This window comes from Clostridium sp. AUH-JLR23, from assembly GCF_964238065.1.
In the GTDB taxonomy this organism is placed as follows: domain Bacteria; phylum Bacillota_I; class Bacilli_A; order Erysipelotrichales; family Coprobacillaceae; genus Allocoprobacillus; species Allocoprobacillus merdigallinarum.
Genome location: NZ_CAXSKY010000001.1, coordinates 116,924 through 131,288 on the forward strand (window position 1 = coordinate 116,924; position 14,365 = coordinate 131,288).

The following is a 14,365-nucleotide window of genomic DNA, read 5'->3' on the forward strand; positions in this document are numbered from 1 at the left end:
TTTTGAAAAAAGCAATTGTTTTCGCTGGAGGAGGAGCCAAGGGTGCTTATGAAGCTGGGTTTATAAAAGCTATTCATGAAGCGCAAATGGATTATCAGATAGTAACGGGAACATCTATAGGAGCTTTAAATGCCTGTTTGTTAGCGCAAAAGGATATAGATGTTCTCTTGCATTTATGGGAAAATATTGAAGAAAAAGATGTTTTTGAAGGGGGCTTACCAGATTTGAGTTTTGATTTTGATCATATGCTTGATCAATCACATCTGGTTATTTCATTTTTTAAGAATTATATGAAAGAAAAAGGTGCTGATATTACACCTTTAAAACATTTGATACGCCAGTTATTAAATGAAGATAAACTTCTTCAATCATCAATTGATTTTGGATTATGTACAGTACAATTTCCATCACTCAAACCCTTGTATATAACAAAAGAAGAAATGCCACGTCAACATATTTATGATTATTTATTAGCCAGTGCCTCTTGTTTTCCATTGTTTCCTATTCATCGCTTTCAAGATCAGGCGTATATTGATGGAGGGTATTATGATAATGTTCCCATTGATTTAGCTTTAGCTATGGGAGCAGATGAAGTATTAGTCATTGATATGAGTTATCCTGTTAAGCATTCCCATTATTTGCATCGTCCTCATATTCATTATACGTATCCAACTGTTGAACTCAGTGGATTTATGGATTTTTCTAAAGAATCTATTCAACGTTCACTACGTTTAGGATATCAGCAGGGTCAAAAAGCAATGAACAAGTATGTTGGTCATAAATATACATTTTTACCATTTCAAACTGTCTTATTTGAAAAAACTTATCAAAATATTTTATTGACAGAAAGATATATACGTCAATATACAAAAAGTAGTAGTCAAGATCATCTTTATCAGCAGTTTCTAGAGGCACATTTCCAAGAGCCTTTACAAAAAGAAGATTATTTATATATTTTACTCGATTGGATCTGTGAAATTTTAGGACGTGATGAGAGTTATGTTTATCAGTTTGACATATTCGTTCATGATTTACTGCAAGATTTTCAAGAATATCTGCAAAAAGATTTTTCTGTTTTATTAAATGGTGATTTGCACATTCTTAAACATATGAATAATAAAGGAATTGTAGGCATCATTCTACATTTTCTGCTTTATCCTGAACATGATAAAATTGGAAATGAAAGATTGATGACATTATTTGATAAACAATATGTTATAGCTCAATTGATTAAAATGATATATATAGAAGAAAAACAAGGTTCATTATAAACCTTGTTTTTCATATAAATTCTTTTTTGTTTTATCATAAATGATTTTAAGACCTTTAAATGTAAGATCAGCATCATAAATATCAATGAAATCTGTTTCTTTAGCAATCATTCTTCCTAAACCACCAGTTGAAATGACTTTCATATCTTGCTGATATTCTTTTTTGATTTGTTTAATCAAATATTCCGTTTGTCCGATATATCCAAAGAAGACACCAGCCTGCATACTTTTGATAGTATTTTTAGCAATCACTCGTTCTGGTTTTTGAATTTCAATTTCAGGAAGTTTAGCTGCCTGAGAAGACAATGCATTTGCACAAATGCCTATTCCTGGAGCAGTTGCTCCACCTAAAAACTCTCCTTTTTCACTCACAACATCATAAGTTGTAGCAGTCCCAAAATCAATAACGAGGCAAGGACCACCATAAGTATAATAAGCACCAGCGGCATCAACCAGACGGTCAGCACCTAAAGTTGAAGGATTATCAATACGAATATCAATACCAGTTTTGACACCTGGGCCAATAAAGATAGGATTTTTATGTAAATATTTTTTGATACAGTTAGTAAATGAATAGTTGATTTTTGGTACAACACTACTAATAATAATATCTTGAATATCATCAGCAGATATTGAAGAAGCGCTCAAAAAAGATAATAACATAAATCCATATTCATCAGATGTTCTTTGGAATTTTGTTGTTAAACGATAAGTTCCAATTAACTGATCTTGATGATAGATTCCCATTGTAATATTTGTATTTCCAATATCAATAACAATTAACATTTTTCTTCCTCCAGCTTTTTCATTTGATTTAAGATAATGTAAGCTAATTCCTGTTTAGACATCTTTTGATAATCTGTGACATCTTGCTGTGTTAAAATACTGACGACATTGGTATCTCCTTGAAAACCTGCGCCATCTGTTTTTAAATGATTAGCCACAATCATATCGCAGTTTTTCTTTTGTAGCTTCATTTGAGCATTTTCAATAAGATGACTTGTTTCCATCGCAAAACCACAAATCACCTGAGATGCTAAACGTCTTTTCCCAATTTCTAATAATATATCTTTGTTTTTATGAAGTTCCAATGTGAGTGTATCAGTATGCTTTTTGATTTTCTCGTCAGCTATTTCATTGCAGGCATAGTCACCCACAGCAGCAGACATAATCATATAATCATATTCTTTAACACGCTGAATGATTTGATGATACATATCGTTTGCACTGATCACATCAATAACATTGACTCCATGTGGCTTTTTGAGATGCGTAGGTCCACTGACAAGCGTGACATTGGCCCCTAATTGGAAAGCAGCTTTCGCAAGCGCATAGCCCATTTTACCACTTGAGTGATTGGTAATAAAACGAACAGGATCCAGACTTTCCTGTGTAGGTCCAGCACTGATTAATATGTTTTTACCTGAAAGTGTTTTTGGTGCTAACATATAATCAATCATTTCTAATAAAGTGTCTTCATCTGCCAGTTTTCCATTTCCTGTATCACCACAGGCTAATAATCCTGAGATAGGTTCTACAAAAACAACACCTGTTTCTTTTAATAACTGCATGTTCTTTTGTGTGATTGGATTTTCATACATATGAACATTCATTGCAGGCGCAATGAGTTTTGGACATGTGGCAGCTAAAAAAGCACTTGTTAGCATATTATCAGCCATACCGTATGCCAGTTTTGCAATCGTATGAGCACTGGCAGGGACAACCATAAATAAGTCAGCATCTTTGACAATATCTACGTGAGTAATGATAGCTGGATTTTCATCATCAAATGTATCCACATAGACTTTACGTTTTGTCAGCGACTGAATACAAACAGGAGTCACAAAACGTGTAGCACTTTCACTCATCATGACTTCAATCTGATATCCCTGTTTCACTAAATCACTAATGAGCTGTATGCTTTTAAAAGCCGCAACACTTCCTGTAATACCAATAATTATTTTTTTTGACATTTTTTCACCTTATTTCTTAATTTGAATTAAAATACGTGAAACAATAACAGAAATAATTGTTCCAACAATAGCTTCTAATAAACCAGTTGTCGCAATGATTGTGAGAAGATAGGGCATCAATTTTGAAAATGTCATGCCTAAAGCTGAAGCATATTGATTTCCAAAGAAAAGATAAATACCACCCAATACAAGAATTGTATTTGTCATTGCACCTAAAAAAGAACCTAGACTCATTGCTAATATAGGATGTTTTTTCCATTCTTCATAAATCATTCCGGCAACATATCCAATACAGACCCTAGGAATGATCGCAATCACTAAACTCCAAAATGAACCACTTATAAATGGTGAGAAAACAAAAGATGTAATGGTTGGCTGAATTGTATTTATAAATAGACTTGATAAGCCAAAAACCAGACCAACTTGAGCACCTTTATTTTTCCCTAAGACAATCCCTGCAATAATAACAGGAATATGCAAAGTTGTGGCACGTAATGGACCAATAGGAATAAAACCTAGAAAAGGAACCATAACCATTAAAATTTCAATGGCAATAAAAAGCGACATGAATGCAAGATTCTTAGTTTTTTGTTTATTCATTTGTACCTCCACTGTCATTTCTATCATAGAATACGACGTTTTCATAAGTTTAAAAAAGAAAAGTTAGTGCTTGATAAAAGTCACTACTGACGATATTCTTTTTTTCATTTCACATTATACATGGTTATCTTCTTAAAAGCAATGTATAATATTATTAATAATAATTACTATTATTAAAAAAGTCCTTGATTTATTATTTTTAAGGTGTATAATGAAGATAGATGAACAAGGAGGAAAAAGAAAATGTCAAAATGGATTTGTAAAATTTGTGGATATGTTCATGAAGGAGAAACAGCTCCAGAACAATGTCCAATCTGTAAAGCTCCAGCAAGTCAATTTGAAAAAGTTGAAGAAGAAAAGAAATCTAAATATGCTGGAACAAAAACTGAAAAGAATTTAATGGAAGCTTTTGCAGGTGAATCTCAAGCAAGAAATAAATATACTTATTTTGCTGAAATGGCAAGAAAAGAAGGTTTAGAACAAATTGCTGCTATTTTTGAAGAAACAGCTAACCAGGAAAAACAACATGCAAAAATGTGGTTTGCGGAATTCCATGGTATTGGTTCAACTGATCAAAACTTAGAAGATGCTGCTGCTGGAGAAAATGAAGAATGGACTGATATGTACAAACGTATGGCTCAAGAAGCAAGAGAAGAAGGTTTTGAAGAATTAGCTATTAAGTTTGAAAATGTCGGTAAAGTTGAAAGATCACATGAAGCACGCTATTTAAGATTATTAAAAAATTATAAAGAAGGAAAAACATTCAAAGGAGATGCTCCAAAAGGATGGAAATGTAGACAATGTGGTTTCATTTATGAAGGAGAAGAAGCTCCTGAAAGATGCCCAACATGCGGTTATCCAAAAGCATATTTCGAAAGAATGACTGAAAATTATTAATCTAATCTGGTAAGTGATGAGAATTTCTCATCACTTTTTGTTTCTATTGCGACTTCATACTATGTCATATATAATAGGATACGCAAAGCAATGGTTTTTAAAGAAGGTGAAAGTGATATGTTAAAAAATCAATTTGTCAACAATTATTTTGATGATGGTTTGCTTTTCAAAGAAGATTTTTTGATAAGGGAAGACAAATATCAGTCTTTTTAGAGGTGGTTCTATGAATTCATATATGCATACATATACAGGTAAAAAAATTAATCCTCTTGCATTTACAAAAGATGATATAGATATCAAAGACATTGCGCATGCATTAAGCTTATTATGTCGTGGTGGCGGTCATTTAAAAATGTTTTATTCTGTAGCACAACATAGCCTTAACTGTGCTCAAGAAGCATTTCTTCGATATCAGGATTCTCGTCTATCACTGGCCTGTTTATTACATGATGCCAGTGAAGCTTATATATCAGATATTATTAGACCAGTTAAACAGCATTTAAAGCTTTATGAGGATATTGAAAGTCAATGGATGAAAGTTATTTTTGAAAAGTATAAACTTTCAGAATTAAAAGACGAAGACCTTTTAAAAATCAAAAGGATAGATGATGATATGTTAGCTTATGAACTATATACATTGATGGAGTATCAATCAAAGCCGACTTGTTTATTAAAAAGTCAACCATGTTTTGCAGAAAGACATCACCATGATGTTGAAAAAGAATTCTTAGAATTATTTGAAAGATTATCAAATATAAAATAAACAGCTAATGAAATCAAATCATTAGCTGTTTTTCGTAGACTTGATTAAAGGACGATGTCCTAAACCAACTTTATTTTTCAATGTCATAAACATAATGAAGCATCCAATCAAAGTCAATCCACATACAAAGATAAGCATACTATTTAAACCTAAACTATCTTGTAATATACCACCAAAGATATTTCCTATTGATGATCCTAATCCTGTTGACATCATCGCAATCATTGTTTGTCCCATCATTTGATCACTTTCATCAAGATGATCATTGACATAATAAGTGATGGTTGCAGTAAAGAGTCCAAAAGATAATCCCTGGAACATCATACCTATCAATAAGACAATCAAATGAGGTGCTAAACAGATTGTCAAATTACGCAAAACATAGAAGAAAGCACTCGCTAAAAGTAATGTTTCAGAACGGTATTTTTTTAATAAACGATAAGTGATGGACATAATTGGCATTTCACTGGCAGCCATACAAAAGACAGCAATTCCATATAATGAAGTGTTTCCACCAAGATTTTTAACAATATTAATTAAATAAGTTGATAAGGCTGTTGAAGCAGCATACATGAATGTAAAAGCTACAAGAATGAAGAAAAATATACGATATTTTTTAATAACAGAGAATATATTTTCCTGATTTTTTGTCGTTGTTTCTTCTTGAATTTGATAGGGTGGCATTGTATAAAGAAGAATTAATAAAGCGATACTGGCAATTGCATAGACAAATGCAATGACTGTTGGATTAAAAAAATCAATCAGCTGACCAACAATAATAGCTCCCGCAGCATAAGAGATAGAGCCTAGTCCTCTAGCTAAACCAAAATTGATATATTGACCATCTTTTAAGTAATTCATACATATTGTAGAAAATAGAGGAACCATTGCAGCAATCAGACTTAATAGGAAAACATATAAAATCATAATGAGAAAAATAGGTGAAGTGATGATTGTTAAGACAGTAAAGATGACAATCATGATCAGGTATAGGGTGAAAATCAGTTTGTTAATAGATAAACCTTTGATGCGTGATAAAAGGGATGAGATAAATGGAGATAAAAAGATGGACAAAATAGCTCCACCACCTGTCACTATCCCAATATCCGTATTGGATAAACCACGGTATTGTAAAAATATAGCCACATAACCATAAATAGCTAAATAGGATAACCAGAAAAGAATTTGTAATCCATTATATTTCATTTGTAAAGATTTCATTGATTCACCCTCCATAACTTTTGTTTTTTTCAATCATAACAAAAAAAGTATTGAAACATGCTTTTTTTCATATTATGAAATTACTTTATTTCATCACTCACTGGACTAGATAAGGGATGACGAAAATCATTCTTTTTATCATAACTAATTTTATTTTGAATATTCTGTTCATAGTCTTTTTGAAAAATACAAGAGAAAATGACATTAAAGAGATATTCAATAGAAATCTGTGAAGCAAAAGGAGCTATTTTCGTAAAAATCTTTTCTCTAGAACCAATATTTAAAATATAATCTGCATAATGAGATAAACGGTTATCACCAACCGATGTTAAAACAATGATGGGTGTATTGTTTTCTTTTAAGGTTTGAGCAATCTGAATATTTTCATTGGTTTCTCCTGAATAAGAAATAATCATCGCAATACGTGAGGAATTGGAATTATAGGACATAAAGACCTGTTCACCATGTAAAATTCTTAAATTGACATCTCTGGAAATACGCATCATCTTATGTTGAAAACTCATAGCTGCTAATAAGGAATTACCAGAACCATAAATATCAATATGCTGATGGGGATATAATAAATCAACAATCTTATTTAATTCAGTAAAATCAATAAGTTTAATTGTATCTGCAATGACTTCCTGATAAAGAGAAGATAACTTATGACAAATCATAGGATAACTGTCATCTTTAGAAAAAGGAAAATTGACATCAATACGATCCGTATGATGTAAATCATATTGTAATTCAGCAGAATATTTGATTTTAAAATCATTATAACCTTCTAAACCTATTTTTTTACAGAGTCTGACAATGGTCGCAGGAGAAGTATATGTTTCTTTTGCCAGTTCTTTGACTGACATACTTAAAACTTCTTCACCATGATTTAAAATGTATTTTGCAATTTGTTTTTCTGATTGAGAGAATTCCAGTTCAAATTCTAATTGTGTCATTATACTCATTTTTATCACCAATCCTAGTATACCATGAAACTTTGTTTCATAGAAGTGATGATTTTTACTCTTATTATGAAAAATGATGTTTGTTATATTTTTGAAGTATTTTATGATGCTTTGTGTTAGAATAGAATCAGTATTGATGAATGGATGAAAGGAGATTCATAATGGATATCAAAGAAGCAGTAGAAAAACGACATAGTGTTCGTCAATATTTAGATAAACCCATTGATGATGAAAAAACACAAATATTAGAAAAACAAATTGAAAAATGTAATCAGGAGGGTGATTTGAACATTCAGTTGATTCTCAATGAACCGCGTGCTTTTCAAAGTCAGCTGGCTCATTATGGTAAGTTTAAGGGTGTTCAACATTATATTGCTTTAATAGGTAAGAAGAATAGTCCTGATTTACAGGAAAAATGTGGCTATTATGGAGAGCATCTTGTTTTATTAGCACAACATCTTGGTTTAAATACATGTTGGGTTGCTTTAACTTATAAAAAAATTCCAGAAGTGCTTCATTTTGATTCTGATGAGAAAATAGTGGCTGTGATTTCAATTGGTTATGGTGAAAATCAAGGAGTGGCTAGACGAAGCAAAGATATGAAAGATGTTATAGAAACAGAGGAAAATCTTCCACAATGGTTTTATGAAGGCGTTCGTTATGCATTATTGGCCCCAACTGCTATGAATCAACAGAAATTTAAGTTTGCTTTTGAAAATGGAAAAGTGAAAGTGAAAAGAGGAATAGGTTTTTATACAAAATTAGATTTAGGTATTGTGAAATATCATTTTGAAATAGGTGCAGGAAAAAATCATTTTCAATGGGACAATGAAGATGATCAAAGATAGGTGATTAAAATGGCAGATAAAATATTAGTTGTAGATGATGAAAAAGAAATTGCAGATCTTTTGGAATTTTATTTATGTAATGAAGGGTTTGAAGTTTATAAATTTTATAATGGACAGGATGCGATCAGGTGCATTGAAAAAGAAGAAATTGATATCGCTGTTTTAGATGTGATGTTACCTGATATTGATGGTTTTCAAATCTGTCAGAAAATTAGAGAACATTATTTTTTCCCAATTATTATGTTAACGGCTAAAGTAGAAGACATGGATAAAATTATGGGGTTAACATTAGGTGCGGATGACTATATTACAAAACCATTTAATCCTTTAGAAGTTGTGGCTCGAGTGAAAACACAACTGAGACGTTATAAAAGATATAATGCAACGACACAGCCTCAAGACATTTTAGAATATGATATTAGAGGGCTGGTTATTAATAAAGAAACACATAAGTGTTATTTATATAATGAATTATTGGATTTGACACCTATTGAATTTGAAATTTTATGGTATTTATGTTCAAAGCAGGGCAAAGTTGTATCGAGTGAAGAATTGTTTGAAGCAGTATGGAAAGAAAAATACATTGATAACAATAATACAGTCATGGCGCATATTGCCAGATTAAGAGAAAAACTCAAGGAGTCAACAAAAAAACCTAAATTTATTAAAACGGTTTGGGGAGTGGGGTATCAAATTGAAAAGTAAAAATGAGTTATTAAAAAAAGCAATGTTACGAATTATTGGATTCGCCATTATTTATACCTGTGTTTTGTTTGTCATTATTTTGATTGCCTGGAATTTAGCGTCACAAATCACATGGTATGCATCAGATCCTTTGTATCGTTTTCTATTGTTTATTCAGGATGGACTTGTTATTTTCTTGCCCATCTTATTAATTATTGGTTATCTGGTAATTGTCTTTTTTGAATTAAGGAAACCCTATGCTTATTTAGAAGATGTGATTCAAGGTGTTCAAAATATTAATGATCGTCATTTACATCTGATTCATTTGGAACATGATGAATTAAGAGATGTCAATGATTTATTAAATCAGACAAAAGCAGATATTGAACTCAATGAACAGGCTGCCAAAATGGCTGAACAGAAGAAAAATGATTTGATTGTTTATTTGGCCCACGATTTAAAAACGCCTTTAACTTCTATGATTGGTTATTTAACAATTTTAAAAGATGAAAAAGATATTCCTCAACAATCCCATGATCATTATGTTGAGATTGCTTTGGATAAGGCAGAAAGATTAGAAGATTTAATTAATGAATTTTTTGAAATTACACGTTTCAATCTGACACAACAGGCTTTAGAGCTTTCGCGTATTGATATCGTGAGATTATTAGAACAATTGATATATGAATTTAAACCCATGTTCAAGGATAAGAACTTACAATGTGAACTGGATGCTCCACGTTTACTGGAAATGAAATGTGATGTTCAAAAAATGCAAAGAGTTTTTGATAACCTTTTAAAAAATGCAGTGAATTATAGCTTTGAAAATACAGTCATTCATATAACTCTTTTGCAAAGTGAAAAAGGTTATGAGTTTACTTTTGAAAATCAGGGAAATACAATTCCTCAAGCAAAGCTTGATCATATCTTTGAACAATTTTATCGACTGGATAGTTCACGTGCTTCTCATACGGGTGGTGCAGGTTTAGGACTTTCTATTTCTAAAGCGATTATTGAACAGCATCATGGTCAGATTCAGGTGGAAAGCTATGATGAAAAAATCATTTTTAAAGTCTTGATCCCTTTATTGTAAGAAAATTGTAAGATTTTATTAATAGAATGATAAGAAGATTATATTGAAATATTAAAAAAGAGCATTTGTTATTTTGATAAACTGAAGTTGTCAAAATAAAAATGCTTTTTTTAATGGAGGGAAATAAGATGAAAAAAGTGGCAATTCTTTTTGGTGGGAAATCGACAGAATATAGTGTTTCATTAGAGTCAGCTTATTCTGTTTTATCTCATCTTGATTTACATAAGTTTGAAGTTTACATGATTGGTATTAATCAAAAAGGAGAGTGGAAACATTTTGAAGGGGATATCTCTTTGATTAAAGATGATAAGTGGGATCATGAATATTTAAATCCTGTTACTATATCATTAAATCCGCATCAAAAATGTTTACTAGAAATACGCAATCAAAAAGTTGAAGAAGTGAAAGTCGATGCGATTTTTCCTATTTTACATGGTAAAAATGGAGAAGATGGAAGTGTACAGGGACTAATTCAAATCACTGGTATTCCACTTGTTGGATGTGATGTATTGTCATCGGCTTTGTGTATGGATAAATATCGTGCACATGAATTAGTGAAAGCACATGGCATTGAAGTGCCTGGCTGTGTTTATTTACAGCATCAACAGGATTATCCAAATAAGAAACCAGATATCATGGGTTTACAGTTACCTGTTTATGTGAAACCTGTGAAATCTGGATCATCACTAGGTATGTGTCGTTTAGAAAGTTTTGATCATCTTGATCAGGCTGTTTTTGAAGCGTTCCAATATGATGATTGTGTTTTAATAGAAGAGGAAGTCAAAGGCTTTGAAGTAGGATGTGCTGTTATGGGATGCAAGACTTTAAAAACAGGACGTGTTGATGAAATTGAATTGTCCTCAGGTTTCTTTAACTTTCAAGAAAAATATACACTCAAAACATCTCAAATTCATGTTCCAGCACGTATTTCATCTTCTTTAGAGTTTCAAATTCAAGAAACGGCTAAAGAAATTTATCGCATTTTAGGATGCCAAATATTTGCAAGAGTGGATATGTTTTTGACACCGGATCATCATATTGTTTTTAATGAAGTCAATACAATACCAGGATTTACAGCCCATAGTCGATATCCTATGATGATGGAAAAAAACGGTTTATCTTTTCAGACATTATTAACACAATTGATTGAAATGGGGATTCAGCATGCAAATCAAAACACTTTATAAAAAAGATATTCATCAGGGCTCACTAATCCTTGTCAATCAACATTATCCATTTTCCTTTTCTCATATCAATCTTTGCTTCTTTCAAGATACAGTCCATCAAATACAAATGGATGCTTCTAGACTTCTTCACCAATGTTTAAATCATCTTCATATTCAAGATGAAATCATTGTGGCCAGTGCTTATCGCTCTGCTTTAGAACAAAAACAGCTTTATCAGGAATCTTTAAAAAAACATGGTCAGGAATTTACACAAAAATATGTTGCAAAGGCTCATCATAGTGAACATGAAACAGGTTTGGCTATTGATTTGGCACTTAATAAGGGTGTTATTGATGAGATTTGTCCGGATTTTCCTGAACAGGGCATTTGTCAAAAGTTTCGTCATGTTTGTGGTGATTTTGGTTTTATAGAAAGATATCAAAAAGATAAAGAAAAGATGACAGGAATCAGTGGTGAAGCATGGCATTTTCGTTATGTTGGATTTCCACATTCCTTGATTATGAACGATCACCACTTTTGTTTAGAAGAATATCATGATTTTTTGAAATGTTATTCCATTTATCATCCCTATGTTTATGTTGTCGGACAAAGAGTATTTGAAATCTTTTATGTACCCATGATCAAAGACCAGATAACAATAGCTTTACGAAATGATGATATTTATCAGGTATCAGGTAATAACATGGATGGTTTCATTGTGACAGTATGGAGGAGAAGCTTATGAAAAAAGGTTATCCTTGTATTGATATAGGGCGAATCATTGCAGCTGTTTTCGTAATAGCTATTCATATTTATCCATTTTTACAAATCAATCCAACTATGGAATTGATTGTCACACGTACCATTGGAAGGTTGGCTGTCCCATTTTTCTTTATGGTGACATCGTTCTTTCTTTTTAAAGATGGCTATCCTACACAGGAACATATAAAAAAGACAATTTTTTCATTGTTGAAATGGTATGGAATTGCGATTGTGATTTATATTCCACTCATGATTTATAATCATTATTTTTCTCAGGAACATCTTGTGATAGCTATTATCAAAGATATATTTATTGATGGACCATTTTATCATTTATGGTATTTTCCAGCTACCATCATTGGATTGATTATCGTTTTATTGTTAATCAAATACTGTTTTAACTATGCATGGTTTATAGTCATAGGTTTATATGTTATAGGGGTGTTTGGTGATGGTTATTTGAGTATGATCAGTCAGATTGATATTTTTCATCATTTCTATACATATCTGTTTCAATATATGGATTATACACGAAATGGATTTTTCTTTGCGCCACTCTTTATCATGTTGGGTGCTCAGATAGCGAGACAGAAATATCATTTTAAGCATCATCTTCATATAATTTTACTATTGCTGAGTTTGTGTATGATGATAGGGGAATCTTTGATTTTACATACTTTTTATACATTAAGACATGATGCTATGTATTTCAGTTTACCTGTTGTTTCCTACTTATTATTTTCATTTTTAATAACGTTTCAAGGTCGTCGATATATCAGTCTTAAAAATATATCATTATGGGTCTATGTCATACATCCATGGATGATTGTTGTGGTGAGAATGATAGGTAAATGGAGTGGACAGATGGCTTTCATTGAGAATAATTTTATACAATTTCTTATGGTTGTTTTATTTTCGTTTTGTTTTGGATTTATCATGAATGTTCTTATAAAAAGAAAGGGGAATATTGATGAGAAACAACATGTTTGATTGTCAAAGAAGCTGGTTAGAAATAGATTTATCAGCTTTAAGACATAATGTGAAAGAAATTTGTACAATGCTTTCTTGTCCAGAACAATTCATGGCTGTTGTCAAAGCGGATGCTTATGGACATGGAGCTGTTCGTATTTCTAAAGAATTGAATCGAATGGGGATACATCATTTTGCGGTTGCGACATTGGCAGAAGCCATTGAATTAAGAGACAGTCATATTAAGGGTGACATCTTGATTTTAGGATATACCGACCCTTGTCATGTTAAAGAATTACGAGATTATGATTTGACGCAGACAGTTATATGCGAAGATTATGCCAAGCTTTTAGAAAAGCAAAAAATAGATGTGAAAGTTCATGTGGCTATTGATACTGGTATGCACCGTTTAGGAGAAAGTGATATCAAAAAAGTCAAAGCTATTTATCAATCTCATTATTTACATGTGACAGGTCTTTTTTCACATCTTTGTGTCTGTGATGAAACGACAAAGGAAAGTCAAAAATATACATATCAACAAATTGAAGAATTCATGACATTCATTCAAAATCTTAAAAAAGAGCATTATTCAATAGGAAAGGTTCATCTTTTAAGCAGTTATGGTTTATTAAATTATTCAACATATAGTTTTGATTATGTTCGAATGGGAATCTTATTATATGGTGTTGATTCTTCATTGCCTAAGCAAAGTCAATTATCTTTAAAACCTGTTTTATCATTAAAATCAAAAATCATTTTAGTCAGAGATATTCAATCAGGCGATTCTATTGGTTATGGAAGAACATTTATAGCATCAAAACCCATGAAAATTGCCACTGTTCCTATTGGTTATGCTGATGGATTACCTAGAGCCTTATCTAATCGTGGAAAAGTGATTGTTCGAGGACAATTTGCACCGATAGTGGGTCGTATTTGCATGGATCAGATGATGATTGATGTGACAGATGTTGAAAATATTCAGGAAAATGATGTTGTAACTATTATAGGTAAGAATCAGGTTTGTCAAAATGTAGAAACAATTGCGATGCAAACAAATACGATTTCTAACGAAATTTTAAGTCGTATAGGATATCGTCTGCCTAAAATATATAAATACGAATAATTATGAAACAAAGTTTCATATGACAATGCA

The 14,365-nt window shown here is 31.6% G+C and carries 15 protein-coding genes; 10 read left to right on the forward strand and 5 right to left on the reverse strand.

Annotated features, from left to right (window positions below; genetic code table 11):
* The first annotated feature begins 2 nt into the window (after positions 1–2).
* Complete coding sequence (locus tag ACESR5_RS00665) at positions 3–1,271, forward strand: patatin-like phospholipase family protein (RefSeq protein WP_087935444.1); 1,269 nt, start codon at positions 3–5, stop codon at positions 1,269–1,271.
* Here the strand turns inward: ACESR5_RS00665 and ACESR5_RS00670 are convergent.
* Genes ACESR5_RS00670 through ACESR5_RS00680 form a run of 3 tightly spaced genes read right to left on the reverse strand, consistent with a single transcriptional unit; the run spans position 1,266 to position 3,844 of the window.
* Positions 1,266–2,057, reverse strand: a complete 792-nt coding sequence (locus ACESR5_RS00670) for a type III pantothenate kinase (protein ID WP_087242724.1) — start codon at positions 2,055–2,057, stop codon at positions 1,266–1,268. The two genes, ACESR5_RS00665 and ACESR5_RS00670, sit on opposite strands and share 6 nt — an antisense overlap.
* Positions 2,051–3,244 (reverse strand): bifunctional phosphopantothenoylcysteine decarboxylase/phosphopantothenate--cysteine ligase CoaBC, encoded by a 1,194-nt coding sequence (gene coaBC / locus ACESR5_RS00675; protein ID WP_373153760.1) that lies wholly within the window; start codon positions 3,242–3,244, stop codon positions 2,051–2,053. Before coaBC ends, ACESR5_RS00670 begins: the two co-directional genes overlap by 7 nt.
* Before the next feature lie 9 nt (positions 3,245–3,253).
* A complete protein-coding gene (locus ACESR5_RS00680) occupies positions 3,254–3,844 on the reverse strand; it encodes an ECF transporter S component (RefSeq protein ID WP_373153761.1) in 591 nt (196 codons plus the stop codon).
* Between the two features lie 243 nt (positions 3,845–4,087).
* Here ACESR5_RS00680 and rbr point away from each other — a divergent pair, with 243 nt between their 5' ends.
* Positions 4,088–4,741 (forward strand): rubrerythrin, encoded by a 654-nt coding sequence (gene rbr, locus ACESR5_RS00685; RefSeq protein WP_087242718.1) that lies wholly within the window; start codon positions 4,088–4,090, stop codon positions 4,739–4,741.
* Positions 4,742–4,964: 223 nt separating this feature from the next.
* The gene (locus ACESR5_RS00690) at positions 4,965–5,504 is read left to right on the forward strand and encodes a phosphohydrolase (RefSeq protein ID WP_373153763.1); all 540 of its coding nucleotides are present in this window, start codon (positions 4,965–4,967) and stop codon (positions 5,502–5,504) included.
* Positions 5,505–5,525: 21 nt separating this feature from the next.
* Here ACESR5_RS00690 and ACESR5_RS00695 read toward each other — a convergent pair whose 3' ends face one another.
* Together ACESR5_RS00695 and ACESR5_RS00700 are read right to left on the reverse strand one after the other, a co-directional pair.
* Complete coding sequence (locus tag ACESR5_RS00695) at positions 5,526–6,725, reverse strand: MFS transporter (protein WP_087242714.1); 1,200 nt, start codon at positions 6,723–6,725, stop codon at positions 5,526–5,528.
* Between the two features lie 80 nt (positions 6,726–6,805).
* On the reverse strand, positions 6,806–7,690 hold the full coding sequence (locus tag ACESR5_RS00700; protein ID WP_087242712.1) for a MurR/RpiR family transcriptional regulator: 885 nt from the start codon (positions 7,688–7,690) through the stop codon (positions 6,806–6,808).
* Between the two features lie 161 nt (positions 7,691–7,851).
* Between ACESR5_RS00700 and ACESR5_RS00705 the strand changes: the two genes are divergently transcribed.
* From ACESR5_RS00705 to vanT, 7 genes are all read left to right on the forward strand, one after another.
* Complete coding sequence (locus tag ACESR5_RS00705) at positions 7,852–8,538, forward strand: nitroreductase family protein (protein ID WP_373153766.1); 687 nt, start codon at positions 7,852–7,854, stop codon at positions 8,536–8,538.
* Positions 8,539–8,547: 9 nt separating this feature from the next.
* A complete protein-coding gene (gene vanR, locus ACESR5_RS00710) occupies positions 8,548–9,243 on the forward strand; it encodes a VanR-ABDEGLN family response regulator transcription factor (RefSeq protein WP_087297414.1) in 696 nt (231 codons plus the stop codon).
* Complete coding sequence (locus ACESR5_RS00715; protein ID WP_204209546.1) at positions 9,233–10,315, forward strand: cell wall metabolism sensor histidine kinase WalK; 1,083 nt, start codon at positions 9,233–9,235, stop codon at positions 10,313–10,315. Before vanR ends, ACESR5_RS00715 begins: the two co-directional genes overlap by 11 nt.
* Before the next feature lie 128 nt (positions 10,316–10,443).
* Complete coding sequence (gene vanG / locus ACESR5_RS00720) at positions 10,444–11,502, forward strand: D-alanine--D-serine ligase VanG (protein WP_191341141.1); 1,059 nt, start codon at positions 10,444–10,446, stop codon at positions 11,500–11,502.
* Positions 11,480–12,226: a D-alanyl-D-alanine carboxypeptidase family protein gene (locus ACESR5_RS00725; RefSeq protein ID WP_087935448.1), complete on the forward strand. Its 747-nt coding sequence runs from the start codon at positions 11,480–11,482 to the stop codon at positions 12,224–12,226. Before vanG ends, ACESR5_RS00725 begins: the two co-directional genes overlap by 23 nt.
* On the forward strand, positions 12,223–13,233 hold the full coding sequence (locus ACESR5_RS00730) for an acyltransferase family protein (protein ID WP_191341140.1): 1,011 nt from the start codon (positions 12,223–12,225) through the stop codon (positions 13,231–13,233). The genes ACESR5_RS00725 and ACESR5_RS00730 overlap by 4 nt, the downstream gene beginning before the upstream one ends.
* On the forward strand, positions 13,214–14,335 hold the full coding sequence (gene vanT / locus ACESR5_RS00735; protein WP_373153769.1) for a serine racemase VanT catalytic subunit: 1,122 nt from the start codon (positions 13,214–13,216) through the stop codon (positions 14,333–14,335). The genes ACESR5_RS00730 and vanT overlap by 20 nt, the downstream gene beginning before the upstream one ends.
* Positions 14,336–14,365: the final 30 nt, after the last annotated feature.